15 protein-coding genes are annotated in these 19398 nt (G+C 67.0%); 8 read left to right on the forward strand and 7 right to left on the reverse strand.

Annotated features, from left to right (window positions below; all coding sequences use genetic code 11):
- Window positions 1-352 precede the first annotated feature (352 nt).
- Window positions 353-1321, reverse strand: coding sequence for a LysR family transcriptional regulator (locus tag WKB25_RS11995; RefSeq protein ID WP_099819576.1), 969 nt, complete (start codon window positions 1319-1321; stop codon window positions 353-355).
- A gap of 109 nt (window positions 1322-1430) precedes the next feature.
- Here WKB25_RS11995 and aceB point away from each other — a divergent pair, with 109 nt between their 5' ends.
- The 4 genes from aceB (at window position 1431) to WKB25_RS12015 (ending at window position 8356) form a co-directional block, all read left to right on the forward strand.
- Window positions 1431-3068 carry a malate synthase A gene (aceB, locus tag WKB25_RS12000; protein ID WP_340570895.1) on the forward strand — a complete coding sequence of 546 codons (1638 nt, stop codon included), beginning with the start codon at window positions 1431-1433 and terminating at the stop codon, window positions 3066-3068.
- Window positions 3069-3136: 68 nt separating this feature from the next.
- Window positions 3137-4438: an isocitrate lyase gene (gene aceA, locus WKB25_RS12005; RefSeq protein WP_108266746.1), complete on the forward strand. Its 1302-nt coding sequence runs from the start codon at window positions 3137-3139 to the stop codon at window positions 4436-4438.
- Window positions 4439-4804: 366 nt separating this feature from the next.
- Entirely contained in the window at window positions 4805-5845 is a 1041-nt protein-coding gene (locus WKB25_RS12010) for a GGDEF domain-containing protein (RefSeq protein WP_340570897.1), read from the forward strand.
- A gap of 15 nt (window positions 5846-5860) precedes the next feature.
- Window positions 5861-8356, forward strand: a complete 2496-nt coding sequence (locus WKB25_RS12015) for a putative peptide modification system cyclase (RefSeq protein ID WP_340570899.1) — start codon at window positions 5861-5863, stop codon at window positions 8354-8356.
- A gap of 8 nt (window positions 8357-8364) precedes the next feature.
- Here WKB25_RS12015 and WKB25_RS12020 read toward each other — a convergent pair whose 3' ends face one another.
- Window positions 8365-8661: an NHLP-related RiPP peptide gene (locus WKB25_RS12020; RefSeq protein ID WP_099819686.1), complete on the reverse strand. Its 297-nt coding sequence runs from the start codon at window positions 8659-8661 to the stop codon at window positions 8365-8367.
- A 147-nt stretch (window positions 8662-8808) separates the two neighbouring features.
- Between WKB25_RS12020 and WKB25_RS12025 the strand changes: the two genes are divergently transcribed.
- The gene (locus WKB25_RS12025) at window positions 8809-9966 is read left to right on the forward strand and encodes a putative peptide maturation dehydrogenase (RefSeq protein WP_340570900.1); all 1158 of its coding nucleotides are present in this window, start codon (window positions 8809-8811) and stop codon (window positions 9964-9966) included.
- Window positions 9967-10030: 64 nt separating this feature from the next.
- On the opposite strand, the gene WKB25_RS12030 is transcribed toward WKB25_RS12025, so the two are convergent.
- The 4 genes from WKB25_RS12030 to WKB25_RS12045 form a co-directional block, all read right to left on the reverse strand.
- Window positions 10031-10345, reverse strand: coding sequence for an NHLP-related RiPP peptide (locus WKB25_RS12030; protein WP_049465413.1), 315 nt, complete (start codon window positions 10343-10345; stop codon window positions 10031-10033).
- Window positions 10346-10567: 222 nt separating this feature from the next.
- On the reverse strand, window positions 10568-12550 hold the full coding sequence (locus tag WKB25_RS12035) for an acetyl/propionyl/methylcrotonyl-CoA carboxylase subunit alpha (protein WP_340570904.1): 1983 nt from the start codon (window positions 12548-12550) through the stop codon (window positions 10568-10570).
- 26 nt (window positions 12551-12576) lie between these two features.
- Window positions 12577-14187 carry a carboxyl transferase domain-containing protein gene (locus WKB25_RS12040; RefSeq protein ID WP_340570906.1) on the reverse strand — a complete coding sequence of 537 codons (1611 nt, stop codon included), beginning with the start codon at window positions 14185-14187 and terminating at the stop codon, window positions 12577-12579.
- Window positions 14188-14195: 8 nt separating this feature from the next.
- Entirely contained in the window at window positions 14196-15359 is a 1164-nt protein-coding gene (locus WKB25_RS12045; RefSeq protein ID WP_340570908.1) for an isovaleryl-CoA dehydrogenase, read from the reverse strand.
- A 159-nt stretch (window positions 15360-15518) separates the two neighbouring features.
- Between WKB25_RS12045 and WKB25_RS12050 the strand changes: the two genes are divergently transcribed.
- The 3 genes from WKB25_RS12050 to WKB25_RS12060 all read left to right on the forward strand — a co-directional run bounded on the left by WKB25_RS12050 (window position 15519) and on the right by WKB25_RS12060 (window position 18453).
- A complete protein-coding gene (locus WKB25_RS12050) occupies window positions 15519-16127 on the forward strand; it encodes a TetR/AcrR family transcriptional regulator (protein WP_089241525.1) in 609 nt (202 codons plus the stop codon).
- Between the two features lie 205 nt (window positions 16128-16332).
- The gene (locus tag WKB25_RS12055) at window positions 16333-16851 is read left to right on the forward strand and encodes a c-type cytochrome (protein ID WP_088100772.1); all 519 of its coding nucleotides are present in this window, start codon (window positions 16333-16335) and stop codon (window positions 16849-16851) included.
- Window positions 16852-17013: 162 nt separating this feature from the next.
- Window positions 17014-18453 (forward strand): ExeM/NucH family extracellular endonuclease, encoded by a 1440-nt coding sequence (locus WKB25_RS12060; protein ID WP_340570910.1) that lies wholly within the window; start codon window positions 17014-17016, stop codon window positions 18451-18453.
- Window positions 18454-18510: 57 nt separating this feature from the next.
- Here WKB25_RS12060 and WKB25_RS12065 read toward each other — a convergent pair whose 3' ends face one another.
- The gene (locus WKB25_RS12065) at window positions 18511-19368 is read right to left on the reverse strand and encodes an EamA/RhaT family transporter (RefSeq protein WP_340570912.1); all 858 of its coding nucleotides are present in this window, start codon (window positions 19366-19368) and stop codon (window positions 18511-18513) included.
- Between the last annotated feature and the right edge of the window lie 30 nt (window positions 19369-19398).

The following is a 19398-nucleotide window of genomic DNA, read 5'->3' on the forward strand; positions in this document are numbered from 1 at the left end:
TGGACATGCGTGCAGTCTATCCAGCCCGAGCCCACGTGTCCCCATCCACGCATGGCGTGGATCTACCGTGTCGACCAAGGTCGACACCCACCAACAGCAGCACAGAACGAGGCAGGGGTCAGAGCCCGTTGCGCAGCAACGGGATCCGACCCCGACAGTTCGCGGGAATCTGTCAGAGGCGGGGCGGTGTGGGTGGGCAGGACCGTTGGCGCCATGGATGGCGCCATCGAGCCCCATGGAAGGGCTTACGGCGTGTCCTGCCCACCCACACCGCCCCGCCATCCACGGAATGCATGCTGTTGCCGTTGCCCTGGCCTCGGCAGGTGCAGGGCGCAGCCCTGCCGGCAAACCCTCACCGCTCCGAATGTCCGCTCTGGTCGTAATCGCGCGGACTGAACAGCTCCGGCTGGATCAGCTCGACAAACGCCCGTGCCTGCGCCGACAGCGCCTTGCCGCGGCGCACGATCACCCCGTAACTGCGCTCGGGGAACCAACGCTTCATCGAGCGTGCGGCCAACCGCTCGTGGTCGGCATCGTTCAGGCACAGCGCCGGCACGATGGAAATGCCCATGCCCATCGCCACGTACTGCTTGATCACCTCCCAGCCACCCACTTCCAGCGCAACGGTGTAGGCGATGCGGTGGCGCTGGAACACCTGGTCGACCAGCCGGTAAGTGATCTGCCGCTTCGGCGGCAGCACCAGCGGGTAACGGGCGATGTCGGCCAGTTCCAGCTCGCCACCGCTGGCCAGTGGATGGTCATGCGGGGCAATCAGCACCTGTTCGAAACGGTAGGCCGGGGCGTAGCTGAGGTCGGCCGGCACATCGGTCATCGAGCCGATCGCCAGATCGGCGGCATCCTCGCGCAGCAGGTCGGTGCCGTCGGCGCTGATGGCGTTGTGCAGGGTCAGGCGCACATCGGGGTAATGCTGGCGGAAGCGCTCGACGATCTTCGGCAGCAGGTACAGGATGGTCGAGCTGTTGGCGGCGATGTTCAGCTCGCCCGCGTCCAGCCCGCGCACCTTGTCGCGGAAGCGCGCTTCCAGGCCGTCCAGGCTTTCCACCAGCGGCTGCGCCATTTCATACAGCAGCTGGCCCTCGCGGCTGGGCACCAGGCGCCGGCCGCTACGCTCGAACAGGGGCACCCCCAACTCACGCTCCAGCGCCTGCAACTGCAGGCTGATGGCCGGTTGGCTGACGAAGAGCGCCTCAGCCGCCCGTGAGACCGAGCCCAGACGCACGGTCTGGCAGAACGCGCGCAGCGGCTTCAGCCGATCGGATTTGTAGGAAAAACGAGGACTTGGCGAGGTGCGCGTGGTCATGGCGTCACAAGTATTAGCACAAATTATGTAAAGCATTGCAAAAACTGTTTTGCCAAATACGGGGCTGCGGCCGCACGGTGGAGTCGTTCCCCCACGCTGGAGTCCTCCCATGTCCGCCGTCGCTTCCGCTGTTCCCTCCACCGCTGCCAAGGCCACGCCGGGCATCGCCCTGGCGACCCGGGTGGCGGGCCAGGCCACCGTGCTGCCGGCGCCGTTGCTGGCCCTGCTGGTGTCCCTGCACCGGGCGGTGGAACCCGGCCGGCAGGCGCGGTTGCAGGCCCGCCGCGAGCGCCAAGCGTTCTTCGACCAGGGCGGCCTGCCGGACTTCCGCGAGGACACCGCCAACATCCGTGCCGGTGACTGGACCGTGGCGCCGCTGCCGGTCGCGCTGCAGGACCGCCGCGTCGAGATCACCGGGCCGACCGACCCGAAGATGGTCATCAACGCGCTGAACTCCGGCGCCAAGGTGTTCATGGCCGACTTCGAGGATTCGACCTCGCCGACCTGGCGCAACCTGCTGGCTGGCCAGCAGTCGTTGGCTGCCGCAGTGCGCGGCGACCTGCAGTACACCGCGCCGGCATCCAACGGGAAGGCGGGCAAGCACTACGCGCTGCGCCCCTACGACGAGCAGGCGGTGCTGATCGTGCGTCCGCGCGGCTGGCACCTGGACGAAAAGCATGTGCGCGTGGATGGCCAGTTCCTCGCCGGCGGCCTGTTCGATGCGGCGGTGTTTGCCTTCCACAATGCGCGCGCGCTGCAGTCCAGGGACCGTGGCCCGTACTTCTACCTGCCCAAGCTGCAGAGCATGGAAGAGGCGGCGCTGTGGGAGATCGCGCTGTCGCACATCGAGGGCATGCTCGGCCTGCCGCACGGGCAGATCAAGGTGACCGTGCTGATCGAAACGCTGCCGGCGGTGTTCGAGATGGACGAGATCCTGCACGCCCTGCGCGATCGCATCGTCGGCCTCAACTGCGGGCGCTGGGATTACATCTTCTCGTACCTGAAGACCTTCCGCCGCCACGCTGACCGCGTGCTGCCCGAGCGCGGCCAGGTGACCATGACCCAGCCGTTCCTGAAGGCGTATTCGGAACTGCTGATCCAGACCTGCCATCGCCGCGGCGCATATGCGATGGGTGGCATGGCCGCGCAGATTCCGATCAACAACGATGCGGCCGCCAACGAGCAGGCGATGGCGCGGGTGCGTGCCGACAAGCTGCGCGAAGTGACCGCCGGCCACGATGGCACGTGGGTCGCGCACCCGGCGCTGATTCCGGTGGCGATGGCGATCTTCGACGAACACATGCCCACGCCCAACCAGCACCACGTGCTGCGCCAGGATGTGCGCGTGGGCCGCGATGAACTGATCGCGCGTCCGCCGGGCACGATCACCCGCGCTGGCTTCGAAGGCAATGTCGAAGTCTGCGTGCGCTACCTGGCCGCGTGGCTGGACGGCAACGGCTGCGTGCCGATCCACCACCTGATGGAGGACGCAGCGACCGCCGAGATCAGCCGCAGCCAGCTGTGGCAGTGGCTGCACACGCCGGGCCAGCAGCTGGACGACGGCACCGCGATTGATCTGGCACTGCTTGATACCACCCTGGCGCAGCTGCTCGCGCGCCTTGGCGATACCTCGGCGCTGCCCGGTGGCGGCCGCATCGAAGAAGCCATCACCCTGCTGGCCGAGCTGAGCCGCAGCAATGAACTGACCGACTTCCTGACCCTGCCGGCGTACGCGCGCATCGACTGATCGCTGCATGCCGCTTCCCTGCCGTTTCCTTCCCCGCTGCATCCGCACGAACCGAACTGGAGATAGACATGAGCACGCTGCCCACTGCCGAACAGATCCAGCACGACTGGGACACCAATCCGCGCTGGGAAGGCATCCAGCGCAACTACAGCGCCGCCGACGTGGTGCGCCTGCGCGGCACCGTCCATATCGAGCATTCGCTGGCCCGGCTGGGTGCGGAAAAGCTGTGGAAATCGCTGCATGAGCGCGACTTCGTCAACGCGCTCGGCGCGCTGACCGGCAACCAGGCCATGCAGCAGGTGAAGGCCGGGCTGAAGGCGATCTACCTGTCCGGTTGGCAGGTGGCCGCTGATGCCAACCTGGCCGGGCAGATGTACCCGGACCAGTCGTTGTACCCGGCCGATTCGGTGCCAGCAGTGGTCAAGCGCATCAACAACACGCTGCTGCGTGCCGACCAGCTGCACCATGCCGAAGGCAAGGATGACATCGACTTCCTGCAGCCGATCGTGGCCGACGCCGAAGCCGGCTTCGGCGGCGTGCTCAACGCCTTCGAGCTGATGAAGGCGATGATCGAAGCCGGTGCTGCCGGCGTGCACTTCGAAGACCAGCTGGCCTCGGTGAAGAAGTGCGGCCACATGGGTGGCAAGGTGCTGGTGCCGACCCGCGAGGCGATCGAGAAGCTCAACGCCGCGCGCCTGGCCGCCGACGTGCTGGGTGTGCCGACCCTGCTGGTGGCGCGTACCGACGCCGAGGCCGCTGATCTGCTGACCAGCGACATCGATGGCAACGACACGCCGTTTGCCACCGGCGAGCGCACCGTGGAGGGCTTCTACAAGACCCGCAACGGCCTGGACCAGGCCATCAGCCGTGGCCTGGCCTATGCACCGTATGCCGACCTGGTGTGGTGCGAGACCGGCAAGCCGGACCTGGAATTCGCGCGCAAGTTCGCCGAGGCGATCCATGCGAAGTTCCCGGGCAAGCTGCTGGCCTACAACTGCTCGCCCAGCTTCAACTGGAAGAAGAACCTGGACGACGCCACCATCGCAAAGTTCCAGAAGGAGCTGGGCAGCTACGGCTACAAGTTCCAGTTCATCACCCTGGCCGGTTTCCACGCGCTGAACTACGGCATGTTCAACCTGGCCCATGGCTACGCACGCCGGCAGATGAGCGCCTTCGTGGAACTGCAGGAAGCCGAGTTCGAAGCGGCCGAGCGCGGCTTCACCGCGGTCAAGCACCAGCGCGAGGTCGGCACCGGCTACTTCGATGCGGTGACCCAGGCGATCCAGCAGGGGCAGTCCTCGACCACCGCGCTGACCGGCTCGACCGAGGAAGAGCAGTTCCACGGCGGGCGCAGCGAACGCGCCGCGTGATCCGGTAGGGCCGGCCGCTGGCCGGCAACCACACGATGCTCCGGGCCCTGCGTGGCAGCCGGCCAGCGGCCGGCTCTACCGGGCCTGCGGATCCGATCAGGGTGGCCAGGGAAGGGCCAGACGACGCCGGCAGATCGGGGGATCTGCCGGCGTCGTTGTATCTGTGGCCGCTGCGACAATCGGCGCCGGCCACGCCAAGATATTGAAATGGCTTGCTTTCCTTCTGCCGCCAATACGCGTGAATGGGGCGTTTCCCTGTGGATGAGGCGGAGCGCTGCGTCTTCACAAAAATGAGAAGCGGCGCACAGTTTGATTCACTGATATGCTCCGCGGCTCACCAGGGGACGCTGGCGGCGGGTGCAGGGAATGACCGGCAGGGGTGCGGCCGAGAACATGGACACGACAACCGGTATCGCCAAAGTGGCGATGGCCGAGATCGTGCACGCGCTGCTTTCCGAAGAAGAGGTTGCCCTGTTCGCCCGGTTCGCCCAGCCCCGCAGGTTGCAGACGGGCCAGTGGCTGTTCCATCGCGGCCACCGCGGCGAGTGCATGTACATCATCCTCGAAGGCCTGATCGAGCTGGATTTCGGCGAGGACCTGGTGCTGAAGACGCTTGGCCGGCATGAGTTCTTCGGTGAGCTCGGCCTGTTGATGGGCGACCATCTCCGAAGCGCCAGCGCGCGGGTGATGGCCGACTGCCACGTGCTGGAACTGGGGCCGGCTGATTTCCATCGCCTGGTCGAGTCCGACCCGGGCCTGGTGGCCTACTTCCTGCGGCGCACGATCCTGCGCGTGCTGACCAACGAGCAGGCCTTGATCAGCCAGCTGCGGCGGCGCAACCATGACCTGGAAGCCGCCCTGGACAACCTGTACATCACCACCCACCAGCTCACCCATACCCGCGAACTGGTGCGCACCGACGAACTGACCGGCCTGCACAACCGCCGCGGCCTGGCCCTGTACCTGCAGGAATGCCGAACGCAGGAAGAAGGGCCGCCACAGGCCCTGCTGCTGATCGACTGTGACCGCTTCAAGCAGATCAACGACCGCCACGGCCACCAGGCCGGCGACCGGGTGCTGCAGAGTATGGGCAACATCCTGCGCTCGATGGCCGGCGAGCACGACCTGGCCTGCCGCCTGGGCGGCGACGAGTTCTGCCTGATCCTGCGCCGGGCCAATGTCGAGATCGTGCAGCACGCCGCCGAGTTCATCCAGAGTGCGGTGCACGGCCTGCTCGAACGCAGCCATGGCACCCCGCACGTCAGCCTGGCCAGCATCGGTGCCAGCCTGCTGGCCCCTGACGCGGACTGGAGCGAGTGGTACGCTCGCGCCGATCGTGCGCTGTACCAAGCCAAGCGCGCAGGCGGCAACTGCCTGCGGTGGACCGATGGTCCGGATGGACACTGAGCGGAGACCCTGGCGATGAATGGCGACAACGGAACGTCGGCCCCGCATAACGCCCAGCTGCGGGCGCTGCTGTTCACCGACCTGTGCGATTCGCTGCAGCTGGTGGAGCGTATCGGCGACGCCGCCGCGGCCACCCTCTTCCAGGAACACGACCGTCTGGTGCTGGTGCTGCAGCATCGCTGGAACGGGCAGTTGATCGACCGTTCCGACGGTCTGTTCCTGCTGTTCGAACGCCCGGTGGACGCGCTCGGTTTTGCGTTGGATTACCAGCGCGACCTGCAGGCGCTGGGCGAACAGCGTGGAGTTGAACTGCGTGCACGGGCGGGCCTGCATGTGGGTGATGTGCTGACCTGGGAAAACAGTCCCGAGGCGGTCAAGGTCGGCGCAAAGTCGATGGAAGTCGAAGGCCTGGCCAAGCCGATGGCCGCGCGCCTGATGACGCTGGCGCGTCCTGGCCAGATCCTGATGTCCGCGGTTGCCGAGTCACTGACCCGACGCGCCACCGATGCCTTGGGCGAGCGTGGCGAACGCCTGCTGTGGAAGTCGCACGGGCGTTGGCGGTTCAAGGGCATGCCGACCGTCCAGGAAGTGATTGAGGTTGGCGAGATCGGCTTTGCTCCGCTGCGACTGCCACGCGGCAACGCCAAGGCGCGGCGTGATCTGCCGTTGTGGCGGCAGCCGGTGGTGTTGCTGGCGGAGAGCCTGATCCTGGCGTCTGTCGTGGTGGGTGGTTGGTTTCTGTTGCGCCCGGAGCCGGCTATCGCATTCTCAGAACGCGATTGGGTGGTGCTGGCCGACCTTGAGAATTTCACCGGCGAGCCGGTGTTCGATGAATCGACACGCCACGCGATACTGATCGCGCTGGAACAGTCCCGCTACGTGAATGTGCTGTCCGAAGGCAAGATCCGCGAAAGCCTGGAAATGGCGCGCTTGTCCGGCGATACCCGCTTGAACCGCGGTGCAGCCATCGATGTGGCCATGCGCGAAGGTGCACGAGCGGTCCTGCTGCCGACCGTACGCCCCAAGGCAGGGGGCTATCAGCTGGGAATCGATGTGGTGGCGCCCGGCAGCGGGCAGGTGGTGCGCAGCTTCACCGTCGCCGCCGACGGCCCTGACCAGATGATGTTCGCGGTGGACGATGTCGTCGGTCGTCTGCGCCGCGGTCTTGGCGAATCGGTGGCCAGCCTGGAACAGTCCCTGCCGCTGCCGAAGGCTTCCACCCGCGATCTGCGCGCCCTGCGCGCCTATGCCCTGGCCGAGAATGCCCTGGGCCAGCGCCGCTTCGAGGAAGCACGCAATCTCTACCAGGCGGCGATCGACATCGATCCTGGTTTTGCCCTGGCCTACATGGGCGTGGCCAAGCTGCTGGCCCGCACCGAAGAAGGGCGGCAGGCCCGCGAGGCGATGCAGCACGCGCTCGCCCAGCAGGAACGCCTGCCACCGCGCGAGCGCCTGTACCTGAAGGCCTGGCAGGCGGAGCTGGAGCCGGGTGGCTGGGCCCTTGAACAATGGCGGACCTTGGCCAAGGTCTATCCCGATTCCTTCGCCGGGTTGTCCAACACGACCTGGCTGCTGCTGCAAGACAATCGTTTCAGCGAAGCCGAATCCTACGCCCATGCGGCGTCCGTACCACAGGATCCGCTGAGGCTGTATCCGATGGTGCAGCTGGCACGCATCCAGATCGCGCACAACCAACCACAGCTCGCCGCCGAAACGCTGGTGCAGGCACAAGGGCTGCGCGGCCGCGATGATCCCGATGACACCGGGGTCGATGTGTTGGTGGCGCAGCGCCGTTATGTGCAGGCCGGACAGCTGGTAGTGAAGCTGCGCACCGGTGATGCGCTGGCGCAGCGTATGCGGCTGCGTGCACAGCTGCTGCTGGCCGCTGACCAGGGTGATTGCGCGTCGATGCAGGCGGCCGTGCGCGAGGATGCGCCGGCACCTGAGCTTGCGGACATGCAGGTGCAGCAGCGATTGCAGCACGCCAGTGTGACCACGTTGTGCGCGGCGAGTGACAAAGCCGAGCTGCAGGCCATCGCAGCGCAGCTGCAGCCGCTGCTGGAAGATCGCGACGATCCCATGCAGCAGGCCCGCAGCCTGCAGTGGCTGGCCCTTGTCTATCTGGCCCAGCGGCAGGGACAGACCGATGTCGCCGAAGGCTGGCTGCATGCCAACGAGGCGCTGCTGCGCGCCCAGCGCAGCCCGATGGTCGGTAAATGGATGCGCGTGGTTGCAGCGATGGGCGAACTGCAGGGACAACGGCCTGATGCCGCACGCGCGCTGATCGAGCCGATGCTGGATGGCAGCGAACCGGTGCAGGCACACGTGGTGCTGCTGCATGCGTTACGTGCGCAGCGCGATGACGCCGGCGTGCGCCGCGAGCAGGAATGGCTGGCCCGTCACCGTGGTCAGGCCATTGCTGAGGTCACGGCGATGCAGGTCTGGCAGCCGCTGAACGTGCACGATGTATCGACCTGGGCCGCACCGTCCAAAGCGGTCGGCGCGCCCTGAGGCAGTAATCAGCCGCCGATGCGCTCGTCGACTTTGCCGGCTTCGAAGCAGAACACCACATTCATCGCGGTCAGCGAGCTGGCCAGGTGCTTCTGCAGGCCGTCACGAACGCGGGTGAGTTCTTCCACCGAGGCGAGCGAGTCGATCTTCATGCAGTCCTTCTCACCCAGGGCGGCGTCCAGGCCGATGCTGGAGAGGGCCTGAGCCGGTGATTCGGCGAAGCGTTCGCGGAACGCGGCATCGTTGATGAGGTTGTCCAGCAGTACGCCGGCGTCTTCAGCGGAAAGGCGGGGGTCGGTAGCCATGTCGATCATCCAGAGTTGAACCTACGGTATCGGCCACCAGCGCCCGGCATTTAGGGCGACGTGTGCATTGCACACGAACACGGTCGCAGTACCGCGGCGGGTGTGGGCAACCCGCATACTATGGGTTCAACTGGTGGAAGCCCCATGATGCAGATCCGACGTTGCGCGATCGTGATGTTCGAACCCCGTAGCGAAGTCTCGCTGGACCTCTCCCTGTTGCTGCAGGGCCAGGCGGGCCTGGCGACGCGCATGCATTGGCAGGCCCTTGCTGCCCACCTGGAGGCACCCGTGGAGGTGAGCATCGAGGAAATCGACGTGCTGGGCCGCATCGCGTCGGATCGCTGGGTGGAGCCTGCACAGGTCGGCATCGAAGGCGCCTTGCTGGCACGGCTGCTGGAGGTTGGTCTGGTGATCTGTCAGCAGCCTGGCGAGGCGGCTCATCGGGACCGCGACCAGCGCGTGCGCGACGCCAACTGGTGGCCTCTGTCGGCGCTGCAGCACCGGATGGGTCGCTGGGGAGATATCAACAGCGCGCGTGAGATGCGTGAACACAAGCTGGTCACGGCGCAGGATCTGCATGCCAGGTTCGGTGCACCGCCCGTCGCAGTGGACGCGCCCGATACCGATCCCTTGGTGTTACCCGATACGCCTGACGATGCGCGTGACCAGCTGCTGCGAAAGCGTGCAACCTGCCGCAACTTCGATGCGCAGCGTGCGCTGGCGCTTCCGTTGGTGGCGCAGGTGCTCAAGCGGACCGTGCAGGCACACGCTGCTCTGCGGCCGGGGGACGGCATGGAGTTCCTGAAGAAGAACATTCCTTCCGGCGGCGGCCTGCATCCGTTGGAAACCTATGTGGTCGCCCTGGCTGTCGACGGTCTTGCACCAGGCGTCTATCACTACCATCCGATGGAACACGCGTTGCGACCGGTCGCCGTCGCCACCGATGACCTGCGCAGCATGGTGCTGGGTTTTGTTTCCGGGCAGGACTGGTTCGCCGATGCTCCGCTGCACATCATCCAGGTGGCACGCTTCCCACGCAGCTTCTGGAAATACCGCAGCCATCCAAAGGCCTACAGGGCCGTGCTGCTTGATGCGGGGCACCTTTCGCAACAGTGGATGCTGTCAGCCACCGAACTTGGGCTGGCCGCGTACGTGACTGCGGCGATCAACGAAATCAACGTGGAGAAGGCGCTGGGGCTGGATGGCATCGACGCCAGCCCGGTGATGATATGTGGCCTGGGGTGGCGCGCGGCCGTCCAGGTCACCAGTGAATTCGACCCGCTGCAGCAGGTCTGGCGCAGCTAGGCCGCTGAGACACCAGCGCCTGCCGTAGTGGCCAGGCGCGTTCGGCTCGTCGTCTGATGCGCCGTCAGGCCACCTGTTTCATGGCCTCAGGAGCCAGGACCAATCCCAGTTGCTCCGACTCGAACATGAAGGGGACTTTGAAGGGGCCACTGCAGATCAGCGATGCCACCAGCTGGGAACGGACGGCGGAAAACTCCTCCTTGCTGGCCAGCACGCCATGGATTGCACAGGGGCTGCCACCCGCCATCGGCTGCAGGCCATGTCGAACCAACGCTGCACTGGGATCAACGGAGAATTCGTTGCGGAACGCGTCATCGTCGCACAGCAGATCGAGCAGGCGTACGGCGTTGTCGGCGGACAGCGGGGGCTTTCGGTACATGGTGACTCCTGTGATAGCCGAAGTGATGGATGCGCCGCAGAGCGGCAAACGAAGACTATCAGCTGGCGGCGACGTGCTGAAATGATCAACGCACTGCATGGTGCCGCGACGCCGGCGCCTTGCAGGTTGTCCGCGAAGCAACGCCGTGCAAGGCAGTCTGTGGTCCGCAGGCGCAAGACGCCCAACGATTTGTGAGCCGGGCAGCGCCCGGCTCACCCTCCATCACGCCGCTTCGAAATCCACCAGCACTGCACCATCTCCCACCTGGTCACCGGCTTTGGCGCGATAACCCTTCACCGTGCCATCGGCCGGTGCCTGCAGGGTGTGTTCCATCTTCATCGCTTCCAGCACCACCAGCGGCGTGCCGCGCTTCACCTGCCTGCCTGCCGCCACCAGCGTTGCCACGATCCTGCCGGGCATCGGTGCCAGCAGGCTGCCGGCGTCGGCGCTGGCCTGTTCCGATTCGCCCACCGGGTCGTGCAGGGTGAAGCGGTGCTGGCCATCGCTGCCGAACAGGTACAGCTGGTCGCCATCGCGCTGCAGCTGCAACCGCCAGCGACGCGCGTCCAGCTGCACCGACAGGGTGTGGCCATCGGCATGGCCGACGACCTGCTTCGGCGCGGCGTCATCGCACTGCACGCGCCAGCCATCGGCCGTGGCCCACACCTTCAGCGTGTGCGCCCGCTCTCCCTGCTGCAGCGGCACCACGCGTGCGGCAGGCGCGCCCAGCCGCCAGCCATCCTGTGCCTGCCACGGCGAATGCGGGTCGCGCACATCGGCGGCAGCGGCCGGTGTGCTTGCTACCGCGGCGATCGCTGCCAGTTCCCACAGCGCCTGCTCACCGTCACCGGTCGCCGCCAGTGCGGCCTGCTCACGCTCGATCAGTGCGGTATCCAGCTTTGCGTTGGCGAACGAATCGGTGTGCAGCAGGCGGCGCAGGAAGCCGGCATTGGTGGTCACGCCCACCACCTGGCAGTCGGCCAGGGCCTGGCTCATGCGCCGCAGCGCGGCGTCGCGGTCCACGTCCCAGACGATCAGCTTGGCAATCATCGGGTCGTAGTACGGGGTGATGCTGTCGCCTTCCTCCACACCGGTGTCCACCCGCACGTTCGCCGACGGAGTCGGCAGGCGCAGGCGGCGCAGGGTGCCGGTGGACGGCAGGAAGCCACGGTCGGCATCTTCGGCGTACAAGCGCGCTTCGAGCGCATGGCCGTGGATGGTCAGTTCGTCCTGGCGCTTGGGCAGCGGCTGGCCGGCTGCAACGCGCAGCTGCCATTCCACCAGGTCGGTACCGGTGATGAACTCGGTGACCGGATGTTCGACCTGCAGGCGGGTGTTCATTTCCATGAAGTAGAAATCGCCGTCCGGGCCGGCGATGAACTCCACCGTGCCCGCACCAACGTAGCCCACCGCGCGCGCGGCATCGACGGCGGCCTTGCCCATCGCTGCGCGCCGGTCGGCGCTCATGCCCGGGGCCGGTGCTTCTTCCAGCACCTTCTGGTGGCGGCGCTGCACCGAGCAGTCGCGCTCGAACAGATACACCGCCTCGCCATGGCCACCGCCGAATACCTGGATCTCGATATGGCGCGGGCGCTCGACATACTTCTCGACCAGCACGTGGTCGTTGCCGAACGCCGAGGCTGCCTCGCGCTGGCAGCTGGCCAGCGCATCGACGAAGTCCTCGCTGCGCTCGACCTTGCGCATGCCCTTGCCGCCGCCGCCGGCGCTGGCTTTGATCAGCACCGGGTAGCCGATGCCATCGGCCTGGGTGCGCAGGAACTCCGGCGCCTGCTGGTCGCCGTGGTAGCCCGGCGTCAGCGGCACGCCAGCCTTGGCCATCAGGGCCTTGGCCGCGCTCTTGTCGCCCATCGCGCGGATCGCACTGGCGGGCGGACCGATGAAGGTGATCCCCGCCGCGACGCAGGCGTCGGCGAAATCGGCGTTCTCGGACAGGAAGCCGTAGCCGGGATGGATGGCCTGCGCGCCGCTGCGGCGTGCGGCATCGAGGATGGCATCGCTGCGCAGGTAGCTCTCGCGCGCAGCGGCCGGGCCGATGTGGATGGCCTCGTCGGCCAGGCGCACATGGCGTGCATTGCGGTCCGCATCGGAATACACCGCCACGGTGGCGATGCCGAGGCGACGGCAGGTGGCGATGACGCGGCAGGCGATCTCGCCGCGGTTGGCGATCAGGACTTTGCTGAACATGGCAACAGACTCGGTCATGGCACAGGTCACATGCGGAACACGCCGAAGCGCGTCTGCTGCGGGGGAGCGTTGAGGCTGGCCGACAGGGCCAGGGCCAATACCCGGCGGGTATCGACCGGATCGATCACACCGTCGTCCCATAGGCGCGCACTGGCGTAATACGGGTGGCCCTGCTGTTCGAACTGGTCGCGGATCGGTGCCTTGAACGCCTCCTCTTCCCCGCCCGGCCACTGCCCGCCCTTGGCTTCGATGCCATCACGCTTGACCGTGGCCAGCACGCTGGCCGCCTGTTCGCCGCCCATCACGCCGATGCGTGCGTTCGGCCACATCCACAGGAAGTTGGGCGAGTACGCGCGGCCGCACATGCCGTAGTTGCCGGCACCGAACGAGCCGCCGATCACCACGGTGAACTTGGGTACCTTGGCGCAGGCCACCGCCATCACCAGCTTGGCGCCGTCCTTGGCGATGCCGCCCTGCTCGTACTTGCGGCCGACCATGAAGCCGGTGATGTTCTGCAGGAACACCAGCGGGATGTTGCGCTGGGTGCACAGCTCGATGAAGTGCGCGCCCTTCAGTGCGGACTCGGAGAACAGGATGCCGTTGTTGGCGATGATGCCGATCGGATAGCCGTGCAGATGGGCGAAGCCGGTGACCAGCGTTGCGCCATAGCGCGGCTTGAACTCGTCAAAGCGCGAGCCGTCGACCAGTCGCGCGATCACTTCGCGCACATCGTAGGGCTTGCGCGTATCGGCCGGGATAACCCCGTACAGTTCGTGCGCGGGCAGCAGCGGTTCTTCCACCGGCTGCAGCGCCATCGCGGCTTCGGGCTTGCGCCAGTTGAGCTGGGCGATGATCGCGCGCACCCGTGCCAACGCCTGCAGGTCGTTGTCGGCCATGTGGTCGGCCACGCCGGAAATGCGCGTGTGCACATCGGCACCGCCCAGTTCTTCGGCCGTCACCACTTCGCCGGTGGCCGCCTTCACCAGCGGCGGGCCGCCGAGGAAGATCGTGCCCTGCTCGCGCACGATCACCGTCTCGTCGCTCATCGCCGGCACATAGGCGCCACCGGCGGTGCAGCTGCCCATCACGCAGGCGATCTGCGGAATGCCCTGCGCGGAGAGATTGGCCTGGTTGTAGAAGATGCGGCCGAAATGGTCGCGGTCGGGGAACACCTCATCCTGCAGCGGCAGGAAGGCGCCGCCGGAATCGACCAGGTAGATGCACGGCAGGTGGTTCTGCTCGGCGATCTCCTGCGCGCGCAGATGCTTCTTCACCGTCACCGGGTAATAGGTGCCGCCCTTGACCGTGGCATCGTTGGCCACGATCACGCACTCCACGCCACTCACGCGGCCGATGCCGGCGACCACGCCAGCAGCGGGCACGGCATCGTCGTACATGCCGTGCGCGGCCAGCGGCGCGATTTCCAGGAACGCACTGCCCGGGTCGAGCAGTGCATCGATGCGGTCGCGCACCAGCAGCTTGCCGCGTGCGGTGTGCTTGGCGCGCGCCGCTTCGCTGCCGCCAAGTGCGGTGCGGGCGAGAGTGGCGTGCAGGTCGTCGACTACGGCCTGCATTGCCGCGCGGTTGCTTTCAAACATTTCGCTGCCCGGTTGCAGCTGGCTGCCTAGGATGCTCATGGGGTGCCTTACAGGGTGCGCTGGAACAGTTCGCGGCCGATCAGCATGCGGCGGATCTCCGACGTGCCGGCGCCGATTTCATACAGCTTGGCGTCGCGCCACAAGCGGCCGGTCGGGTACTCGTTGATGTAGCCGTTGCCGCCGAGGATCTGGATCGCCTGGCCGGTCAGCCAGGTCGCCTTCTCGGCGGCGTACAGGATCGCGCCGGCTGCATCCTGGCGGGTGGTACGGCCCTGGTCGCAGGCGCGCGCCACGGCATACACATAGGCGCGGCAGGCACCCAGGCCTACGTACATGTCGGCGATCTTGGCCTGGATCAGCTGGAAGCTGCCGATCGGCTCACCGAACTGGTGGCGTTCGTGCACGTACGGCATCACCACGTCCATCGCGGCGGCCATCAGGCCCAGTGGGCCGCCGGACAGCACCACGCGCTCGTAGTCCAGGCCGGACATCAGCACGCGCACGCCACCACCAACCGTACCCAGCACGTTCTCTTCGGGAATCTCGCAGTCCTGGAACACCAGTTCGCAGGTGGGCGAGGAGCGCATGCCCAGCTTGTCCAGCTTCTGCGCGGTGGAGAAACCCTTCATGCCCTTCTCGACCAGGAAGGCGGTGATGCCCTTGGCACCGGCCTCGACATCGGTCTTGGCGTACACCACCAGCACGTCGGCGTCGGGGCCGTTGGTGATCCACATCTTGTTGCCGTTGAGCACGTAGCGGTCGCCGCGCTTGTCCGCGCGCAGCTTCATCGATACCACGTCCGAACCCGCACCCGGTTCGCTCATCGCCAGCGCGCCGACCTTGGCGCCGCTGCACAGGTCCGGCAGGAAGCGCTGCTTCTGCGCCTCGGTGCCGTTCTTGCGCAGCTGGTTCACGCACAGGTTCGAATGCGCGCCGTAGGACAGGGCGATGCCGCCGGAGGCGCGGGAGATTTCTTCCATCGCCACCACGTGGGCCAGGTAGCCCATGCCGGTGCCGCCGTATTCTTCTTCCACGGTCAGACCCAGCAGGCCCTGTTCGCCCAACTTGGGCCATAGTGCCAACGGGAACTGGTTGGTCGCATCGGCCTCGGCCGCGAGCGGCGCGATCTCGGCAGCGGCAAAATGGGCCACGCTCTGGCGCAGCAGGTCGATATCTTCGCCGAGGTCGAAGTTCAGGGATGGCACGTGCATTGCGATGGCTCCACGAGGGAAGGTGGGGAATGGACGCACCCGGAAAGGGAAGCGGGCGGCTGTTCACAGCAGCGGCCCGCGCGGGCGATTGGACCCCAGCGTAGCGGGGTTCGGGTAAGAAGTGAATACAAATTCAAAAATTGAAACCAGACTCAGAACATGGCCTACAAACGCTCAGCATTGATGGAAGAACGCCTGGCCGGGGCCCGTGAACGGATCCTGCTGGCCACCCGCGAACTGGTCGCCACCGGCGGCTGGCGCAACGCGCCGGTAACCGCCGTGGCCACCCAGGCCGGGGTCTCCACCGGCCTGATCTACCGCCACTTCCCGTCCAAAGCCGAGCTGTTCGTGGAAGTGCTCAACGCTGCCGTGGCCCATGAGGTGGCGATCATGGAGCGCATCGCCAGTGCGCCGGAGCCGGCCAGCGTGCGCCTGCGCCAGGCCATCACCGCCTTCGTCCGCCGTGCCCTGGCCGGCCCGGGTCTGGCCCATGCCTTCATCGTCGAGCCGGTGGATCCGGACGTGGAAGCCGAGCGCATGCGCGGCCGCCGTGCCTTCGGCGACGTGTTCCTGCGCCTGGTGGAAGAGGGCGTGGCGGCCGGTGAACTGCCGGCACAGGACGCGCACGCTGCCGCCGCCTGCCTGGTGGGTGCCTTCACCGAAGCGATGGTCGGCCCGACCGCGCCCAGCCGCGAAGCGCATCGCGACGAGGACGCACTGGTCGAGGCCATCTGCAGTTTCTGCCTGCGGGCTGTTGGCGCAGGGTGATGCCACTGTTGCGGGTGCCGGGCGGCTTCTGCCGCGCTTCGCGCTCGCCGGGCGCGGCCCGGCGCTACCCGCATGCGGCCACGGCCGCATGCTGCGCCGCACCAGCCCTGATGCCTGTTGTCGGGCGCGGCGTGCGTTCTATACTCGGCCCATCACGCAGTCGCTCAGCCGTGGTCCAACGACTATCAGCCAGGGGTAACGAAGAGTGCGGAATTACGATCTGGAGTTCCTGAAACGCTTCTCCATGGTGATCGCGCTGTTGATGGCCATCACCCTCGGTCTGATCCTGCTGGCCGCGTTCATCCACACCCGGATTCCGCCCGAGGTGTCGCCTACCGCCGCCAAACGCACCGAACAGCGCATTTCGCCCACCGGTGCGGTGTACGCCGGCAGCACCGGCGCGGCCGCGCAGGCTGCAGCGCATGCCGCCGCGCTGGCCAAGGCCGCCTCGCAGGTGGCCTACGGCGGTACCAAGGACGGCAAGGTGATCTTCGACAACCTGTGCACCGCCTGCCATACCACCGGCGTGGGCATGGCGCCGACGCTGGACCACTCGCACTGGGACAAGCGCCTGGCGCAGGGCAAGGACACCCTCTACAAGCACGCCATCGAGGGCTATACCGGCCCCGACGGCGGCATCATGCCGCCCAAGGGCGGCAACCCGGCGCTCACCGAAGAGCAGATCCACGCCACCGTGGACTGGATGCTGGGCAATCTGAAGTAGCGCGCGGCCGCATCCACGCATGGCGTGGATCTACTACGGATACGCGTGCCCGCTCAGGTGGCCGGCACTCCCTTTGCCCACCAAGGCCGAAACCCCGCTGCGCAGGCGGGGTTTCGCATTTCAGGGTTAGTCTGTGCGCCTCTTCCGTGGAGTCGTCTGTCGATGCGTCGCCGTTCCCTCGCCCTTGCCCTGTCCCTGCTGCTGCCGGCATCCGCTTTCGCCCAGGCCCAGCCGCAGGTTGCGCCGACCCCGGCGCCCGCGCCGCGCAGCCCGGCCACCGTCACCCTGGCCGCCGCGCCGGCCGACTGGCGTGCACTGGAGGGCCAGCACGTGCGCATCGCCGCGCCGCTCACCCTGGCCGGCACCGATGGCCTGGAACGTTTCGGCCAGCTCACCGTCGCCTTCGATGGCCGCCTCTGGCAGCCGACCGAAGTGGCCGTGCCCGGTAGCGCCGGTATCGAACAGGTGATGGCCGACAACCAGCGCCGCCGCCTGGTGCTGGACGACGGCAGCGATGCACGTGACCCGGCCAGCGTCGCCTATCTACCGGGCAACCCGGTGCTGCGTACCGGCATGCAGCTGCGCAACGTGGAAGGCACCGTGCGCGTGGATGCACAGGGCCGCCCCAGCCTGCTGGTCGACGGCACATTGAAGCTGCCGGAACTGCAGCGGCCGGCCGTGCCGAGCGTGCCCGGCAGCCTGCATATCGCCGCCTTCAACCTGGAGAACTTCTTCAATGGTGACGGCCAGGGCGGTGGGTTCCCGACCCTGCGCGGTGCGCGCACGCTGGACGAGCACAAGGCGCAGGTCGGCAAGCTGGTCGCCACCGTCAACGCGCTTGGCGCTGACATCGCCGCACTGATGGAACTGGAGAACGACGGCTACGGCCCGCAGTCGGCCATCGCCGAACTGGTAAACGCACTCAATATCGGTCTCGCGGCCGACAAACAGTGGGCGTTCGTCGACGCCGGTGAAGGCCCCGGCAGCAATCCGATCCGCGTCGGCATCATCTACCGCAGGGGCGAATTCAAGCCGCTCGGCACGCCGCTGACCAAGCTCGACGGTCCCTTCGCCGAGCACAGCCGTGCGCCGCTGGCGCAGGCGTTCCAGGGCAAGGGCGCACCGTTCATGGTGGTCGCCAACCACTTCAAGTCCAAGGGCTGCCGCGATGCCAGTGGCGCCGACGCCGACCGCAACGACGGTCAGGGCTGCTGGAACGCCACCCGCGTGGAATCGGCCAGGCAGCTCAACACCTGGGCGCAGGCCGAAGCCGCGCGCCTGAAGGTTAAGGACGTGGTGCTGATGGGCGACTTCAACGCCTACGCCATGGAAGACCCGATCCGCACCCTGCATGACCTGGGCTGGCAGGATGCCTTCAAGGTGGCCAAGGTCGAACAGCCCTACAGCTACGTCTACAACGGCTATACCGGTCGCCTCGATCACGCGCTGCTCAGCCCGACGATGGCCAAGCGCCTGCGTGGCGCTGCCGAGTGGCACAGCAACGCCGACGAGCAGGACGCCAGCGGCTACCAGGGCCGCAACGTGCAGGGCCCGTGGCGCAGCTCCGACCACGACCCGCTGCTGCTGGGCTTCGACAAGTAAGCCCTCGCCGGGGTCAGAGCCCATTCCGCAGGAATGGGATCCGACCCCGGGCATCACTTACCCCCAGGCGATCAAACCAATCGCCAGCACCGCCAGCGCCAGGCCGGCACGGTTCCAGCGCGTGGTCACCTCGCCAAAGGCGAACACGCCCACCAGCGCACCCAGCACCACCACGCCGATGTTCATGCCGGCGAACACGGTGGCCGGACTGTCCGGCATCGACTGGTGCGCATGCACGTAGAACAGGATGTTGCCGCCGTTGAGCAGGCCCAGCAGCGCGCCGGCACCGACGTTGCGCCAGGCCAGGCGGCTGCGCCCGCTGAAATGCCGCCACAGCTGCAGCGCCAGCATCAGTACGAAGGCCACGCTGAAACTGGCCAGCACCGCCGCCATCGACGGCGTGCCCGACAGCGCCACCTGCTTCAACAGGACGTCCACCACCGCAAAGCCGGCCCACACGCCCAGCAACCAGCCCCAGCCGCCGGCGGAAGCGGCCACTGCCGGGCCGCGTGGACGCAGGCTGATGGCCACCATCGCCAGCAGGCCCAGGCCCAGCCCGACCAGCTTCCACGGCGTGGCAGTCTGCCCGAAGAACAGGAACGCCGCCGCCAGCGACAGCAGGAGCGACAACCGCTGCGCCACATCACTGCGGACGATGCCGGCCACCGCTACCGCGCGGCCCAGCACCAGGAAGATCGAGGGCAGCACCACCGCCAGCGCCAGCAGTGATACCCACGGTGCATGCGGTGCGCGCAAGGCATCCAGCGGCGGCTGCAGCACCACCGCCGTCATCGTCGCGGCGACCAGATAGTTCCAGGTCACCATCTGCGCAACATCCAGCTGGCGACGGCCAGCGAGCTTCAACACCACCGAAACCAGCACACTGCAGATCACGGCCAGGGACAGGTAGAGCATGGGGCGGGCACAGGGCAGCGGCGGGGGACG

It is taken from the genome of Stenotrophomonas sp. G106K1, from assembly GCF_037969685.1.
Lineage (GTDB): Bacteria > Pseudomonadota > Gammaproteobacteria > Xanthomonadales > Xanthomonadaceae > Stenotrophomonas > Stenotrophomonas lactitubi.